The 15,454-nt window shown below is 71.5% G+C and carries 14 protein-coding genes and 1 pseudogene; 5 read left to right on the top strand and 10 right to left on the bottom strand.

What is annotated here, in order from left to right; translation table 11 throughout:
• Positions 1-146 precede the first annotated feature (146 nt).
• Complete coding sequence (locus tag AB0C19_RS33270; protein WP_266302768.1) at positions 147-938, top strand: maleylpyruvate isomerase family mycothiol-dependent enzyme; 792 nt, start codon at positions 147-149, stop codon at positions 936-938.
• Between the two features lie 42 nt (positions 939-980).
• On the opposite strand, the gene AB0C19_RS33265 is transcribed toward AB0C19_RS33270, so the two are convergent.
• Together AB0C19_RS33265 and AB0C19_RS33260 are read right to left on the bottom strand one after the other, a co-directional pair.
• Entirely contained in the window at positions 981-2,180 is a 1,200-nt protein-coding gene (locus AB0C19_RS33265) for an RtcB family protein (RefSeq protein WP_357191872.1), read from the bottom strand.
• Between the two features lie 128 nt (positions 2,181-2,308).
• Positions 2,309-2,434 carry a hypothetical protein gene (locus AB0C19_RS33260; protein WP_357191869.1) on the bottom strand — a complete coding sequence of 42 codons (126 nt, stop codon included), beginning with the start codon at positions 2,432-2,434 and terminating at the stop codon, positions 2,309-2,311.
• A gap of 107 nt (positions 2,435-2,541) precedes the next feature.
• On the opposite strand from AB0C19_RS33260, the gene AB0C19_RS33255 reads away from it, so the two are divergent.
• The gene (locus AB0C19_RS33255) at positions 2,542-3,501 is read left to right on the top strand and encodes a YafY family protein (protein ID WP_357191866.1); all 960 of its coding nucleotides are present in this window, start codon (positions 2,542-2,544) and stop codon (positions 3,499-3,501) included.
• Here AB0C19_RS33255 and AB0C19_RS33250 read toward each other — a convergent pair.
• Positions 3,489-3,950 (bottom strand): hypothetical protein, encoded by a 462-nt coding sequence (locus AB0C19_RS33250; RefSeq protein WP_357191863.1) that lies wholly within the window; start codon positions 3,948-3,950, stop codon positions 3,489-3,491. The two genes, AB0C19_RS33255 and AB0C19_RS33250, sit on opposite strands and share 13 nt — an antisense overlap.
• A 24-nt stretch (positions 3,951-3,974) precedes the next feature.
• Positions 3,975-5,282, bottom strand: a complete 1,308-nt coding sequence (locus AB0C19_RS33245) for an RICIN domain-containing protein (protein ID WP_357191860.1) — start codon at positions 5,280-5,282, stop codon at positions 3,975-3,977.
• Positions 5,283-5,440: 158 nt separating this feature from the next.
• Between AB0C19_RS33245 and AB0C19_RS33240 the strand changes: the two genes are divergently transcribed.
• Positions 5,441-6,628, top strand: a complete 1,188-nt coding sequence (locus AB0C19_RS33240) for a spore photoproduct lyase family protein (protein WP_357191857.1) — start codon at positions 5,441-5,443, stop codon at positions 6,626-6,628.
• Positions 6,629-6,645: 17 nt separating this feature from the next.
• On the opposite strand, the gene AB0C19_RS33235 is transcribed toward AB0C19_RS33240, so the two are convergent.
• Together AB0C19_RS33235 and AB0C19_RS33230 are read right to left on the bottom strand one after the other, a co-directional pair.
• Complete coding sequence (locus AB0C19_RS33235) at positions 6,646-7,152, bottom strand: DinB family protein (protein WP_357191854.1); 507 nt, start codon at positions 7,150-7,152, stop codon at positions 6,646-6,648.
• 78 nt (positions 7,153-7,230) lie between these two features.
• Positions 7,231-8,079 carry a M15 family metallopeptidase gene (locus tag AB0C19_RS33230; RefSeq protein ID WP_357191851.1) on the bottom strand — a complete coding sequence of 283 codons (849 nt, stop codon included), beginning with the start codon at positions 8,077-8,079 and terminating at the stop codon, positions 7,231-7,233.
• Between the two features lie 239 nt (positions 8,080-8,318).
• Between AB0C19_RS33230 and AB0C19_RS33225 the strand changes: the two genes are divergently transcribed.
• The gene (locus tag AB0C19_RS33225; RefSeq protein WP_124858085.1) at positions 8,319-9,356 is read left to right on the top strand and encodes a LacI family DNA-binding transcriptional regulator; all 1,038 of its coding nucleotides are present in this window, start codon (positions 8,319-8,321) and stop codon (positions 9,354-9,356) included.
• Between the two features lie 135 nt (positions 9,357-9,491).
• Here the strand turns inward: AB0C19_RS33225 and AB0C19_RS33220 are convergent.
• The 3 genes and pseudogenes from AB0C19_RS33220 to AB0C19_RS33210 all read right to left on the bottom strand — a co-directional run bounded on the left by AB0C19_RS33220 (position 9,492) and on the right by AB0C19_RS33210 (position 12,394).
• Positions 9,492-10,339 (bottom strand): annotated as a pseudogene (locus tag AB0C19_RS33220) (peptidylprolyl isomerase).
• Between the two features lie 70 nt (positions 10,340-10,409).
• Entirely contained in the window at positions 10,410-11,618 is a 1,209-nt protein-coding gene (locus AB0C19_RS33215; RefSeq protein ID WP_357191847.1) for a D-alanyl-D-alanine carboxypeptidase, read from the bottom strand.
• 47 nt (positions 11,619-11,665) lie between these two features.
• Entirely contained in the window at positions 11,666-12,394 is a 729-nt protein-coding gene (locus tag AB0C19_RS33210) for a MerR family transcriptional regulator (RefSeq protein WP_357191844.1), read from the bottom strand.
• A gap of 166 nt (positions 12,395-12,560) precedes the next feature.
• On the opposite strand from AB0C19_RS33210, the gene AB0C19_RS33205 reads away from it, so the two are divergent.
• Complete coding sequence (locus AB0C19_RS33205) at positions 12,561-14,843, top strand: excinuclease ABC subunit UvrA (RefSeq protein WP_357191841.1); 2,283 nt, start codon at positions 12,561-12,563, stop codon at positions 14,841-14,843.
• Positions 14,844-14,874: 31 nt separating this feature from the next.
• Here the strand turns inward: AB0C19_RS33205 and AB0C19_RS33200 are convergent, their stop codons facing one another.
• A complete protein-coding gene (locus AB0C19_RS33200) occupies positions 14,875-15,294 on the bottom strand; it encodes a protein-tyrosine phosphatase family protein (RefSeq protein ID WP_091406692.1) in 420 nt (139 codons plus the stop codon).
• Positions 15,295-15,454: the final 160 nt, after the last annotated feature.

Raw genomic sequence — 15,454 nt, 5'->3', positions numbered from 1 at the left:
CCCGCCCCGCCGTCATCGCGTGTCTGTGTGGCCCCCCCCCCCCGCGGCGCCGGGCGCCCGCCCCCCCCCCCCCCGGGGGGCGGGCCGGCCGGCGGCCACGTCCGGTAGCGTCCCGACCATCGTCGAAAATCCGTTTGAGGAGATCCATGTCGACCCCTGCTGACCAGATCATCACAGCTCTGCGCGCGGGCCACGAGGAGCTCGCCGCGCTCGTACGGGACCTCAAGGAGGACGACCTGCTCCGGCCGTCGGGGGCCAGCGAGTGGCAGGTCTCCCAGGTGCTGAGCCACCTGGGCAGCGGCGCCGAGATCAACCTGGCGACGCTGGACGCCGCCCGTTCCGGCGCGCCCGGCCCGGACGGGGACTTCAACCGTGGCGTCTGGGCACGCTGGGACGCGATGGCCCCGGCCGAGCACGCCGCCGGGTTCCTCGCCACGAACGAACGGCTTGTCGAGGCGTACGAGGCGCTGGACGCCGAGACCCGGGCCTCGATGCGGATCGACCTCGGCTTCCTGCCGGAGCCGGTCGACGTGGCCACCGCTGCCCGGTTCCGGCTCAGCGAGTTCGCCCTGCACCAGTGGGACGCCGAGGTGGCGTTCAACGGGTTCGCGGCGGTGACGCCGGGAGCGGTGCCGCTGCTGCTCGACCAGATCGGCGGCATGCTGGCCTGGACCAGCCGACCCCAGGAGCTGGCCGGCCGGGAGGCCACAGTGCTGGTCCGGCTGCACGCGCCCGAGCGGACGTTCGGGCTGCGGCTGGGCGAGAAGGTCGAGATCGTCGACGCGCCGGAGCGCCCCGACGGGGAGCTGGTGGCCCCGGCCGAGGCGTGGCTGCGGCTGGCCACCGGACGGCTGGGTCCCCAGCACACCCCCGACGGGGTGCAGGTGACCGGCTCGGTGACCCTCGACGACCTGCGCCGGGTCTTCGTCGGCTTCTGACCAGCGGCCGTGCGGGCCGGTTTCCCCAGCCCGCACGGCACGTCAGCCCTTCACGCAGACCACCTGCTTGAGGTGCGCGACCACCTCGACCAGGTCCTCCTGCTGGGCCATCACCTCGGTGATGTCCTTGTACGCGCCGGGGATCTCGTCGACCACCCCGGCGTCCTTGCGGCACTCCACCCCGGCGGTCTGCGCGGCCAGGTCCTCCGTGCTGAAGGTCCGCTTGGCCTGCGCCCGAGACATCCGACGCCCTGCCCCGTGCGACGCCGAGCAGTACGCGTCGGCGTTTCCCCGTCCCCGCACGATGTACGACCCGGTGCCCATCGACCCGGGGATGATGCCCAGGTCACCCCGGCCGGCCCGGATGGCGCCCTTGCGGGTCACCAGCACGTCCACCCCGTCGTAGCTCTCCTCGGACACGTAGTTGTGGTGACACGAGATCGACTCGTCGAAGGACACCTGCGGGAAGTGCTCACGCACCACGCCACAGAACAGGGCCAGCATGACCGCCCGGTTGCGCCGCGCGTACTCCTGCGCCCACCAGAGATCCCGCCGGTACCCGTCCATCTCCGGCGTCCCGGCGAGGAACACGGCCAGGTCCCGGTCCGGAAGGTCGGCGTTGTGCGGCAGCCCCCGGGCCACCCCGATGTGCCGCTCGGCCAACTCCTTGCCGATGTTGCGCGACCCGGAGTGCAGCATCAGCCAGACCCGTCCCTCGTCGGCGCCGCCCTGCTCCAGGCAGACCTCGATGAAGTGGTTGCCCCCGCCGAGGGTGCCGATCTGCCGCTGCGCCCGCGTCTCCAGCTGCGCCACCCGCCGGTCCAGGCCGGCGAACCGGCCCCAGAAGTCGTCCCAGCCGGCCTGCTCCAGGCCCCGGATCCGACGCGTGTCGACCGAGTCCTTGCGCTGGGCGAAGCCGACCGGGATGGTGGCCTCGATCGCGGAGCGCATCCCGGCCAGGTCGTCCGGAAGGTCGGCGGCGGTCAGCGAGGTGCGGACCGCCGACATTCCGCAGCCGATGTCGACGCCGACCGCGGCCGGCGAGACGGCCTGCCGCATCGCGATCACCGAGCCGACAGTGGCGCCCTTGCCGAAGTGCACGTCGGGCATGACGGCGACACCCTGCACCCAGGGCAGTGCGCCGATGTTGCGCAGCTGCTTGGCGGCCTGCGGCTCGATGGCGTACGGATCGGTCCAGACCCGGACCGGTGCCCGGGTACCGGCGAGGGGGGTGAATCCCATCGTGGTCTCCTTCTGTCGTGCGGTGACCGTTAATGATCATATTCGGCGGCCAGCGGCGGTGCGCGGATACGAAAGGGCCGCCCGATCCCCGGTGGGATGGGCGGCCGGCGGACGCGTCAGCGTCGGTGTCAGTCGCGCCACCCCGGCTCGTTGCGCCGCGCTGGGCAGTAGGCACGGGTATTGACGGTGAGCTGCAAAGGGGTGCCGGCGGAGAGCAGATACCAGCGGGCGTCGGTGCGGACGCGTCGCGACATGGCGTACTCCCTCCGGGTTGCTCGTTGACTGTGCACCGACGACAGTAGGAGGGCTGCGGCGCGTCCGCAATGGATATCCCCGCTAGCCGTAGGGCAGACTCGCGGGCATGGTGGAGACCTCCGTGCGCCTGCTGCGGCTGCTGACTCTGCTGCAGGTGCGCCGGGAGTGGTCCGGCGCCGAGCTGGCCGAGCGGCTCGCGGTCACCACCCGCACGGTACGCACGGACGTGGAGCGGCTGCGGGTGCTGGGCTACCAGATCGAGTCACACCCGGGGGTCGCCGGCGGCTACCGGCTCGGTGCCGGGTCGGCGCTGCCACCGCTGCTGCTCGACGACGACGAGGCCGTGGCGGTGGCCGTCGGGCTGCGAGCGGCGGCCGGCGGCTCGGTGACCGGCATCGAGGAGACCTCGCTGCGGGCGTTGGCCAAGCTGGAGCAGTCGTTGCCGTCACGCTTGCGGCACCGGGTGGACGCCCTGCGCTCGGCGACGGTCTCCGCCGCGGGCGGTGGCCCGACAGTGGACGCCGACACACTCACCGCCGTCTCCACGGCCGCGCACCGTCGGGAGCGGCTGCGGTTCGACTACGCCGGCCATGACGGCACTGTCAGCGTGCGCGACGTCGAGCCGTACCGTCTGGTCTACACCGGGCGGCGGTGGTACCTGCTGGGGTGGGACACCGACCGGGCCGACTGGCGGACGTTCCGCGCCGACCGGATCCGACCCCGGGTGCCGACCGGCCCACGCTTCGCGCCGCGGGAGCCGCCAGGTGGCGACGCTGTCGCGCACGTGCTGCGCGGCGTCGGCTCCACGGCCTGGCCACACCCCGCCCGGGTACGCCTGCACGCGTCGGCCGAGGCGATGGCGCGGCGGATCCCCAGCACGGCGGGCCTGCTGGAGGCGATCGACGAGCGAGCCTGCCTGCTGCACACCGGCGGCGAGTCGCTGGGCAATCTCGCCGCCTTCCTCAGCACGCTGGCTGTCGACTTCGACGTGCTCGACCCACCGGAGCTGCGCACCGTCGTCAGGGACGTCGCCGCCCGGTTCGCGCGCGCCGCTCAGGTGTCGTAGACCCCGTCCCAGGGCGGATCGAACCCCAGGTCGTCGGGGAGGAACTCGGCGTGGTCCGCGCCGTCGTACTCGTGGGACCAGTCGACCAGCCCGAAGACGTGCCCGTCGACCTCGACCTGGAACAGCCGGATGGCGATGTCAGCGAAGACCAGGCCGGGCAGGGCGTCCAGCCACTCGGCGAGGCGAGCCTCGGCCCGATCGATCGAGGTTTCCTCGTCCTCGCTGGTGCCGGCGAACCAGATGTCGGAGTCGGTGTGCGCGCCGTCGGCGTCGAACCGGTGCAGCACCGCGTACCAGCGCTTGTGGCGGTACCAGTCGTCTTCGGCTCCGGCACCGTCCTCAAGGGTGGCGGTGACGGAGCCGAAGAACTGACCCTTGTCGTAGTGGCCGATCGTGCTGGTGCGGTAGTCGGGCTCGTGCGCGATCGGCACCAGGTCGGGAATCGCCATGGCCGAGAGGCTACGGCAGTAGATCTATGCCTGCGGCACCAGCCGGAAGGACTGCGCCGCGGTGCCGTTGCAGGCGTATTGGATGAGTTGGACGCTGTCCGCGGTGGACGCTCCCGGCACGTCGAGACACTTGCCGCTGGAACGGTTGACCAGGCGGTAGTAGCCGCCGCCCTCGGGCTCGGCCCGCCACTGCTGGTTGTTGCCGCCGCTGTAGGACCAGAGCTGGATCGGCGCCGAGTCGGCGGTCGACCGGTCCGTCACATCGAGCACCTGGGCGCTGTTGATGCGGTTGTTGACCCGCAGGTACCCGCCGCTGGTCGGCACGAACTGGTACTGCTGCGCGGTGCTGCTGTTGCACGCGTACTGCTGGATGGCGGTGCCGTTCGCGCTGGCCGCGGCCCGGGCGTCCACGCACTTGCCGCTGGCCCGGTTGACAGCTGTGTGCCAGGCGGTCGGCGAGATGCCGTCGGACGGCGGGGGCGTGGTCGGCGGGACGGCGCCGACGCCGGCAAGCCAGTGCAGCCCGTCGATCAGCAACTGGTTCTGCTGCGCGCTGTCGAAGGTGGAGGACAGCCCGGTGTTGGTGCTGTAGTTCATCGCGTTGTGCCCGAAGTTGGCGTAGAGCATCTTGTACTGCTTGTTGCTCCAGACGAGCGGGTAGTAGCCGCCGTACCAGGACTGGTTGGGGTCCGTGCCGACCGGGAAGCTGGACGGGTCGACCGAGGCGAGGATGTCGATGTTGGGGTTCTGCCGCAGGTCGTTGCTCCAGGAGTACCACTCGCTGATCGACGACGGGAACGTCGCCGGGAGGTTCCGGGTGGCGGCGTGGGTGCGGTTGTCGGCGCGCATCGTGACCCGGGTGGGTCCCCAGGTGTTCGTCTGGAACGAGCCGGTGCCGAGGAAGGTGTTGTAGTACCAGCTCCAGCTCGACGGGTTGGTGGTGAACGCGCTGACGTGGAAGCCGAACCATCCCCCGCCGTTCTGCACGTACTGCTGGAACGCGGCGCGCTGCGCGGCGGGCGGCGCGTCGTCCAGGAACATGACGACCTTGTACTGGGCCAGGTTTGCGGTGTTCAGCAGGCCCCAGTTGTTGGTGGCCTCCCACGAGAACCCGTGTTGGGCTGCGGCCTGCGGGAACCAGGCCCGGGCGTCCTTGACGAAGTCGATGTGCGCGGCGTCCCAGGTGCCGTTGTAGAAGGCCAGGACCTTGAACGTCGGCGCGGCCTGCGCGCTGCGCGAGGCGTTGACAGCGAGGCCGGCGGTCAACGCGACGACCACTGCGACGAACAACGACAGGATCCGTCTGGTACGGGAGGAAAGTTCTGCGATCACCTGATCGTCCCTTCGGTCGGGACGCGCGCCGCCGCGTCGATGTGCATCTGTTCACAAGGTTTACAGATAGATGAAAGGTTATGCGCTCCGGTTGGGCGGCGTCAATCGCGGGGCGGCCGATCGGGTGGGATTCCTGCGGCAACGGGTAACCCGGCCGGATGACCAGCCCGGACGCCGTCGACGTCGACCAGCCGCTCGCCGAGGACGTGCCCGCCGCGCCGCACGACGCCAGCGGCGAACGCGTGCCGACCCGCGACCTGGCCGGCCTCGCGCCGCCGGCCCGGTCGGCGCGCCGCTGGACCCCGAGCCGAGTGGTGGCCACCCCCGCCGCGCTCGACCACCCGCACGGCCAGCGGATCGTCGAGCGGGTGCGGGCACTCGGCATCGAGGTGGAACACCTGCGCGCCAACCGGCTCACCGGGGTACGCGGGCAGACCGACCGGGAAACCTACGCCCGGGCGAAGTCGACGATGGCGATCGTGGTGAGCCCACCCTCGCGGCGCGTCCTGCAACCCATCGCACCCAGCGCGGACTGGCGGGTCGACCTGGCCGAGGGGTGCCCCGCGCACTGCCAGTACTGCTACCTCGCCGGATCCCTGTCCGGCCCGCCGGTGACCCGGGTGTACGCGGACCTCGACGACATCCTCACCGGGCTGGCCGCGTACGCCGGACGGGGCACGGTGACCAGCCGCAACGCACGGCGCGCCGATGAGGGCACGACCTTCGAGGCGTCCTGCTACACCGACCCGCTCGCCCTGGAGCACCTGACCGGCAGCTGGCGGCGCGCGGTGCAGCACTTCGCCGACTGGGACGCCCCCGTGCAGCTGCGCTGGACCACCAAGTACGCCGACGTGGACACCTTCGTGGGGCTGCCGCATTCCGGCCGGACCCGGGTCCGCTTCAGCGTCAACTGCGCCCCGGTCAGCGAACGGTTCGAGGGTGGCACCGCCCGGGTGCCGGACCGCCTGGCCGCGCTGCGCCGGCTCGCCCTCGACGGCTACCCCGTCGGGCTGACCATCGCGCCGATCATCGCGCTGCCGGACTGGCGGGAGCGCTACGGCGAACTGCTCGACCAGGTCCGCGCGGCGGTCGACGGGGTGTCGGACCTGGATCTGACCGCCGAGCTGATCACCCACCGGTTCACGCCGGGCAGCAAGGAGGTGCTGCTCGGCTGGTACCCCCGCACCCGGCTGGAGATGGACGAGGAGTCCCGCACCCGTAAGCACGGCAAGTTCGGCGCGGTGAAGTACGTCTACCCGCGTGAGCAGATGACCGAGCTGCGCGACTGGTTCACCGCCGAACTGACAGCCCGCGTGCCCGCCTGCCGGATCCTCTACTGGACCTGACGCGTCCCTTTCGCGGGCTAGACGCCGACGGTGCCGTCGACGCCCTCACGGAGAAGATCGGCGTGGCCATTGTGCCGGGCGTACTCGTGGATCAGGTGCAACATCACCAGCCGCAGTGACACGGTCTCTCCGGAGCGGGCGTTGAGGCCGGTCACATCGAGCGACGCGGCCGCCCGCTCGATCCGGCGGGCATGCGCGACCTCACGCTCCCAGGCGTCGAACGCCTCAGCCCGGGTGGCTGAGGTGGCGTCGTACGCCTGCTGGAAGTCCCCGGCCTCCGACCAGACCAACCCGATGTCCTCGCCGTCGATGACCCGCCGGAACCAGGCGCGCTCCACCTCGGCCAGGTGTCGCACCAGGCCGAGCAGGGACAGCGCGGAGGGTGGCATCGACCGCCGGCGCAGGTCCTCGTCGGACAGACCCGCGCACTTGAGTGCCAGCGTGGCGCGGTGGAAGTCGAGGAACGCGCGCAGCGTCTCCCGCTCGTCGCCGGTAACCGGGGGGCCGATCCGTTCAGTGGTCATTGAAACGATGATGCCGGATGGCACGGGCGGCCGCGGTGCCGGGACGCGGGTCAGGGCCGCGGGGGCTGGACCTGACGGTCAGCCGACCGAGGAGCGGGCGACCGGGGCGGCGAAGAACGTGTCCGGGTACGGCTCGTCGCGCAGGCTGTAGTGCCACCACTCACGGTCGTAGTTGACGAACCCGGCGTCGGTCATCAGTCGCTGCAACAACCGGCGGTTGTCGCGCGCCGTCCCGGTGACGCGGGGGTCGGCGGTGTGGGCCCGCGAGTCGAAGCAGTCGAAGCCCGTACCCATGTCGATGCTGTTGTCAGCGAAGCGCTGCCCGCGCGGCGCGGTGCAGGCGACCAGCGGTTGCCCGACCCGGTACGGAGGTTGGCTGGCGGCGGGCTCGTCGACCAGTGTCAGGTCCAGGGTGCTGCCGCGGCTGTGCGCGGTGGGCGCGCCGATGTACCCGTCGGCGAAGAGCCGGTTCTTTGCCAGGTCCGGGTAGAACTCGGCCTTGGTCTGCTGCTCGTCGGGGCGCTTCGACCAGGCGACGAAGTCGTCCACCGCCGGTTGCGGGCGGTAGCAGTCGTACACCTTGAGGCTGTGCCCACCGGTCAGCGCGGCGTCCTGTACGCGGCGCAACGCCTCGGCCGCCTGCCGGCTGAGCAGGCACAGCGGCTCGCGGTAGCTGGCGATCGGTCGGCCGACGAAGTTGTGCGGTGTGGCGTACCGGATGTCGGCGTGGATGCGCGGGTCGAGGTCGGTCAGCACCACGAACCCCGGCAGCGCGGCCGCCACGGAGGTGGACGGGGTCGGCGCGGGAGTGGGTGTGGGGCTCGCCGACGTCGGCTGCGGCGCGGCCGGCGCGGGGCGGGGCTCCGGCCGCGAGCAGCCGCCGAGCAGCGCGGCGAGCGCGAACACGACGGCCAGGCGGTAGCGCACGAGTCCTGTCTATCAGCCCAACCAGGGTCACCATCCCAGGATCCCTGTGGTCCGACGAGCGAAAGTAACCGGAAAAACTCCGGAACTTTTCCGCAACTCAAGCGAAGCTTCGATCGTCCTGGCATGTCGTCAACCCCCATCGGTGAGGCAAGATGACGCGTGGAACGGGCACGCCGTTTCGGGACACACGGTGGGCGACGCCTGGTGGTCGTTCCTCCGGCTCGGTGAAGGAGACGCGGGTGGGCGCGGACGACGGACGCAGGGTGACCATCACCGCGATCGCACGGGAGGCCGGGGTGTCGGTGCCGACCGTGTCACGGGTGCTCAACGGGCGCTCCGATGTGGCCCCGGACACCCGGGAGCGGGTCGAGGAGTTGTTGCGCCACCACGGCTACCGGCGTCGCACCAGCCGCAGCGTTCGCCGTGCCGGTCTCGTCGACCTGGTCTTCAACGACCTGGACAGCCCATGGGCCGTGGAAATCATCCGGGGTGTGGAGGATGTCGGGCACGGCGCGGGCGTCGGCACTGTGGTCTCCGCGATCCACCGGCAGCCCACAGCGGCCCGGCAGTGGTTGCAGAACCTGCGCACCCGGGCCACCGACGGCGTCATCTTCGTGACCTCGCACCTGAGCCCGCCGCTGCACGCGCAGCTGCGCCGCCTCAACGTGCCGGTCGTGGTCGTGGACCCGGCCGGCGTGCCGGCCATGGACGTGCCGACGATCGGCGCCACCAACTGGGCCGGCGGGCTCGCCGCGACCGAACATCTGCTCGCGATCGGGCACCGGCGCATCGGTTTCGTGGCCGGGCCGACGCATCTGCTGTGCAGCCGGGCCCGGCTCGACGGTTACCGGGCCGGGCTGGAGGCCGCCGGGGTGCCGGTGGACGACGCGCTGATCTACCCGGGCGACTTCTACCACGCCTCCGGGTTCGCCGGCGGGACCGCGCTGCTCGACCTCGCCGACCCGCCGACCGGCATCTTCGCCTCCAGCGACCAGATGGCCTTCGGCGTCTACGAGGCCATCCGGCGCCGCGGGCTGCGTGTGCCCGACGACGTGAGCGTGGTGGGGTTCGACGACCTGCCGGAAGCCCGCTGGGCCTCACCGCCACTGACCACAGTGCGCCAACCGTTGGTCGAGATGGGACGGTTGGCGGCCCGGACCGTGCTGCGCCTGGCCCAGGGCGAGGGCATCGACTCGCCCCGGGTGGAACTCGCCACCGAGTTGGTCGTTCGGGACAGCACCGCCGCCCCGCTGACCGGGTCGCCCGCCTCGACGTGACGGCCGGAACTGCGTCGGAAACCGGTTGGACTGGTTCCGGTCCGTTCCCGAAAATTCCGGCGAGGCCGGGCCCGACCGAGTGTCATCCACGGCGGGCGCGGTGAGCGACCGACGGTCACCCACCGCGCCGCACTGTCAGTGGTGGTGGTGCCAGCGGACGGCCTTGCGGATGGTCACCGGTAGGGCGGGCGCGCCGTCGACCGGCGCCGGGTCCTCAGCGGTCGGTGCCACTCCCCCGGCGGCGATCCGGTCCAGCGTGGCCAGGCCGGCACCGTCGACCTCGCCGAAGATCGTGTAGTTGGGCCGCAGCGCGGAGTTGGCGTAGACCAGGAAGAACTGACTGCCGTTGGTGTCCGGCCCGGCGTTGGCCATGGCCAGCACGCCACGGGCGTACACCCGGCGTTCCCCGGTCGGGTCGGTGGGCGCGGGCGGCAGGTCGGTCGGCAACTCGTCGCGGTACCGGTAGCCCGGACCGCCCTCACCGGTGCCGGACGGGTCACCGCACTGCAGCACGCTCAGCGTCGGGTACGCGGTGAGCCGGTGGCACGGGGTGCGGTCGTAGAACCGCTTACTCACCAGGTGCAGGAAGCTCTGCACCGTGCACGGCGCGGCGGCCCGGTCCAGTGTCAACCCGATGGGCCCGTGATTGGTCGCCAGTGTCACCCGACGCTGCCCCGGGACGGGGTGCGTCGCGGGTCGGGCGGCAGCGGCACCGGCCGGGCCGCCGGTTCGTCCGGGGTCTCGGCGTACGCGCACGGGCCGTGGGTGGTGCGCGGCGGTCGGGTAGCGGTGTCGGCAGCGGCGGGCGGCGCCGCGGAGACGCGCACCGCATCGGCCGACGGGCCCGGGGCGGCGAGCGCGGTGACGGACGAGCCGGCGACCAGCGCCCCGGCGAGCACTGTCACCCCCGCGAGGCGGGTCAGGGCGCGCACCGGCCGGCGGGGTGCCGCCACTGCGGGGCGCGGTTCGAGTTCACTCGACACAGGGATCCTCCTGGACTGGTGGTGCCAGAAAGACCGGAGTCTATGGAGGGCAGCGCCCGATGTCGATCCGTCAGGGCATCCGGCGGCGACGCCGCCACAGCAGGCCGCCCAACAACGCCATGACCGTCGCGCCGCTCACAGCGGTCACCGACCAGAGCCACTCCGAGCCGGCACGCGCGGGCCCGCTGGCCGCCGCCGGTCGGGGCGCGCCGGGTGCCGCCAGCGCGGACGGCGCCGCCGACGGGGTGGCGGTCAATTCGCCGGGCTCGACCAGCCGACCCACGGCGGCGTCCCGGGGCAGCGTGAAGCCCCAGTCCAGGAGGGCCGCGCCCTGCTCCCAACCGCGCACCGGCGCCGATTCGGCGCCCAGCAGTGTCACCACCAGCCGCCGCCCGCCGCGTTCCGCCGCCCCCACGTAGGTGTGCCGGGCCAGATCGGTGAAGCCGGTCTTGCCGCCGAGCGCCCCCGGGTACCGGTAGATGAGCTGGTTCTCGTTCTGGATCTCGAAGCCCTTGGTGCGTTGCGCCGGCTGGGGCGGAATCGACGTCTGCTCGGTCAGTGCGTACCGACGGAAGTTCGGCTCGGCGAAGCAGGAACGGGCAATCAACGCCAAGTCGTACGCGCTGGTGAACTGCCCCTCGCCGTCCAGCCCGGACGGGGTGACCGCGTGCGTCTGGAGCGCGCCGAGGTGGTGCGCCTGCTCGTTCATGGCGCGCACACCGGCGGCGCTGTCCGTCCCGCTGCCGAGTCGGGCCAGCGCGTTGGCGGCCTCGTTGCCAGAGTTGAGCAGCAACCCGAGCCAGATGGTCTCGATGGTGTACCGGCCACCCGCTACCAGGCCCACGGCCGAGGAGCCGGGTTCGATGTTCATGTCCGCGTCGGTGACGGTGACCGTCTGCTTCGCGTCGAGCTTGGGCAGCATGGTGGCCGCCAGCAGGAGCTTCTGCACGCTCGCCGGTGTGCCGTACTCGTGGGGGCCGCACCCGCCGAGCACCTGGCCGCTGTCCAGGTCGGCGACCAGCCACGACGTGGCGGTGACCCTGGGTGGCGCGACGACGCCGGCCGGCACGACCAGGCCGGCCGTGTCCAGCGCCGCGCCGCCGATCGTCCGCTGCGCGGAAACGGCGGGCGGGGGCGACGGCCGGGGTGGGCGGGACGCCGCTGGGGCCGGGACCCGGGGGCAGCGCACCGTCGGCGCGGCGGACGCTCCCGTCGCACCGACCGGCACGGGAGCGAGCAGGACGGCGGACGTCGTGGCCGCCAGCAGCGCAGCTCTCATGTGCCCGACCCTAGTCAGGAAGATCGCCCGGCGGGACGGGATGCCGGTCAACTCGCGTCACCGCGACTGCGCAGGTAGTCGTGCAGCGCGGCGCTGCCCCGCAGCCGGCGCAGGCTGCGGGTGTGCAACTCCTGCTCACGGCGGCCCAGCTCGGCGCGGACCCGCTGGGCGCTCCCGGTGGTCCGCAGCTCGCCCAGCACCGCGGCGATGATCTCGAACGGGTACGCGCCACGGCGCAGCAATGCGATGACCTGCGCCGCGCGTAGCTCCGCCTCGTCGTACACCCGGTAGTTGGTGCCCGGGGTGCGGCCCGGCCGCAGCAGCTCGCGCTCCTCCCACAGCCGCAGCTGTGAGGTCCGGACCCCGACCAGGGCGGCGACCTCGCCGATGCGGGCGCCGTGGCGTGACGCGGGTCGGGCTGTCGGTGGGCTGGCCAGCACGGTCTCGAAGGCGCCGAGCACCCGGCGGATCTCGGCGCGTTCCCGGTCCAGCTCGGCATGGCCGCCGTCGAGCGCCGCCAGGGCCGCCGGCAGGTCACCCACGTGCACCGCCGCCATGATCTCCCGGGTACGACTCCAGCCGTGCCCCTCGGCCAACCGCCGCGCCACTGTCAGCGCCCGGGCGTGCTCGCTGGTGAAGATCCGGTAGCCGCTGGCGGTGCGCCGCACCGGCGGCAGCACCCCCAACTCGACGTAGTTGCGCACCTGCTGCACCGAGATCCCGACGGTGGCCGCCAGGTCCACGGCGCGCAGCCGATCCTTCGAGGCGACGTCCACGCGAGCCACCGTACCGCTTACGACGTGATTTGAGACTTTCCCGGACGTAGTGCCTTCGTGTGCGCTCGAAGTTCGGCAGAAGTATCTACATGGGGATGAATGAGACAATGGAACCCGCCAGTGCCCGGCGGGGCAAAGTCCCGCCACGACTCCGTGAAGGGTTCGTATGTCGCAGCCAGCATGGTCCGCCGCCGACAGCCACGACATGATCGAGGTACGCGGAGCGCGGGAGAACAACCTCGCCGACGTCTCTGTCGACATCCCCAAACGCCGGCTGACCGTCTTCACCGGTGTCTCCGGGTCGGGCAAGTCGTCGCTGGTCTTCGGCACCATCGCCGCCGAGTCCCAGCGCATGATCAACGAGACCTACAGCGCGTTCCTCCAGTCGTTCATGCCGAACCTCAACCGGCCGGACGTCGACTCGCTACGCAACCTCAGCGCGGCCATCGTCGTCGACCAGGAACGGATGGGGGTCAACTCCCGCTCCACCGTCGGCACCGCCACCGACGCGTACGCCATGCTGCGGATCCTCTTCAGCCGCCTCGGCCAGCCGTCCATCGGCGGTGCCGGGGCGTTCAGCTTCAACCTGCCCGAGGGCATGTGCCCCACCTGCGAAGGGCTGGGCCGGGTCTCCGACCTCGACGTCAACGAACTGGTCGACGTCGAACGCTCCCTCAACGACGGCGCTATCACCGTGCCCAACTTCGCTGTCGACTCCTGGTACTGGCAGACCATCGTCGGCTCCGGCCTGTTCGACCCGGACGTCAAACTCCAGGACTTCACCCCACAACAGTGGGAGGACTTCCTGCACAAGCCGGCCACCAAGATCAAGGTGGGAAGCAACAACTGGACGTACGAGGGGCTGGCGGTCAAGGTCAAGCGGCTCCTCCTGAGCAAGGACCGCGAGTCGATGCAACCGCACATCCGCGCCTTCGTCGACCGGGCGGTCACCTTCACCAGCTGCGGCGACTGCGGCGGCACCCGACTCAACGCGGCGGCCCTGTCATCACGGATCGCCGGGCTCACCATCGCCGACTGCTCGGCCATGCAGATCAGCGACCTGGCCGCGTTCGTCCGCACCGTCGACGACCCGGGGGCCGCGCCACTCGTCGCCAACCTCCGCGACCTGCTGGACTCCCTGGTCGAGATCGGTCTGGGCTACCTCAGCCTGGACCGCGAGTCGGCGACCCTCTCCGGCGGCGAGGCGCAACGGGTGAAGATGGTCCGGCACCTCGGCTCCAGCCTCTCCGACGTCACCTACGTCTTCGACGAACCCACCGTCGGCCTGCACCCGCACGACATCGCCCGGATGAACGACCTGCTACTGCGGCTGCGCGACAAGGGCAACACCGTGCTGGTGGTGGAACACAAACCGGAGACCATCGCCATCGCCGACCACGTGGTCGACCTCGGACCGGGCGCCGGCACCGACGGCGGCCGGATCTGCTTCACCGGCGACATCCCCGGCCTGCGCCGCTCCGACACGCTCACCGGGCGGCACCTGGACCACCGGGCGACACTGCGCTCCGACGTGCGCCGGCCGACCGGGCAACTCGCCATCCGCCAGGCCGACCTGCACAATCTGCACGACGTGGACGTGGACATCCCCCTCGGGGTCCTCACAGTGGTCACCGGCGTGGCCGGCTCCGGCAAGAGTTCACTGATCCACGGGTCGCTGCGCGGCCGGTCCGGGGTCGTCATCGTCGACCAGTCCCCGATCCGTGGCTCACGACGCAGCAACCCAGCCACCTACAGCGGGCTGCTCGACCCGATCCGCACCGCCTTCGCCAAGGCCAACGGGGTCAAGGCCGCGCTGTTCAGCGCCAACTCCGAGGGCGCCTGCCCCACCTGCAAGGGAATCGGCCTCATCTACACCGACCTGGCGATGATGGCCGGCGTCGCGAGCGTTTGCGAACGGTGCGAGGGGCGACGCTTCACCGACGAGGTGCTCACGTACACGCTGCGCGGCAAGAACATTCACCAGGTGCTGACGATGTCGGTCACCGAGGCGTACGCGTTCTTCCCGCACGTCATCCTCGGCCGGTTGGTCGACGTCGGGCTGGGCTACCTCAGTCTCGGTCAGCCGCTGACCACCCTGTCCGGCGGTGAGCGGCAACGACTCAAGCTCGCCATCCACCTGGCCGAGAAGACCACCACGTACGTCCTGGACGAGCCGACCACCGGCCTGCACCTGGCCGACGTGGACCAACTGTTGGCCCTGCTCGACCGAATGGTCGACGCCGGAAACACGGTGATCGTCATCGAGCATCACCAGGCAGTCATGGCACACGCCGACTGGCTCATCGACCTCGGCCCCGGCGCCGGTCACGACGGTGGCCGCATCGTCTTCACCGGCACGCCAGCCGAACTGGTCGCCACCGGCGACACCCTCACCGCCAAGCACCTCCGCGAGTACGTCAACGACCCGGCGGTGATCGGCCAGGGCTGACACCGCCGGCAGCACACCGGCGGCGGCGGTGTCAGGTGACGCGGCGCAGCCAGCGCCGCTGCCAGGGGGTCTCCACCGCCTTCGGGTGGTACCCGGCCCGCACCCACGGCACCGCCCGCTCGACCGGCAGACCGTCGAGGATCGCCAACGCGGCCAGGGCCGTTCCGGTACGACCCACCCCACCCCGACAGGCCACCTCGACACGTTCACCGTCGTGGGCCCGTCGCAGCGCCTCCCGCAGGACGTCGAGGGCTTCGGCACGATCGAGCGGCACCCAGAAATCGGGCCACCGGATCCGCCGGTGCGGCCAGGCTGGCTCCGGACCAGGCGCCAGCAGCACGGCGAAGTCGGCGGGCGAGGTCGCGGCAGCGACGCGGCGTCCGCGCACCGTCGCCCCACTGGGGAGTACGAGTACGCCCGACTGCTCGGACCACGGCTGTGCGTCAGTCATCGGGACATTGTGCCGCCACGCTTTGACAGATGAGCACAGACAGCGCCGCCCCCGGCTGGTGGGCCGGGGGCGGCGCTGGTGTCGGTGTGCAGGTCGCCTCTCGGCGAGTGGCACGACGCGGCTCCAGCCGAACGGTATTCCGCGAGGGCGATATTAGGTG

Source organism: Micromonospora sp. NPDC048842 (genome assembly GCF_040649935.1).
Lineage (GTDB): Bacteria > Actinomycetota > Actinomycetes > Mycobacteriales > Micromonosporaceae > Micromonospora > Micromonospora hortensis.
This window is presented reverse-complemented; position numbering and strand designations above follow the sequence as displayed.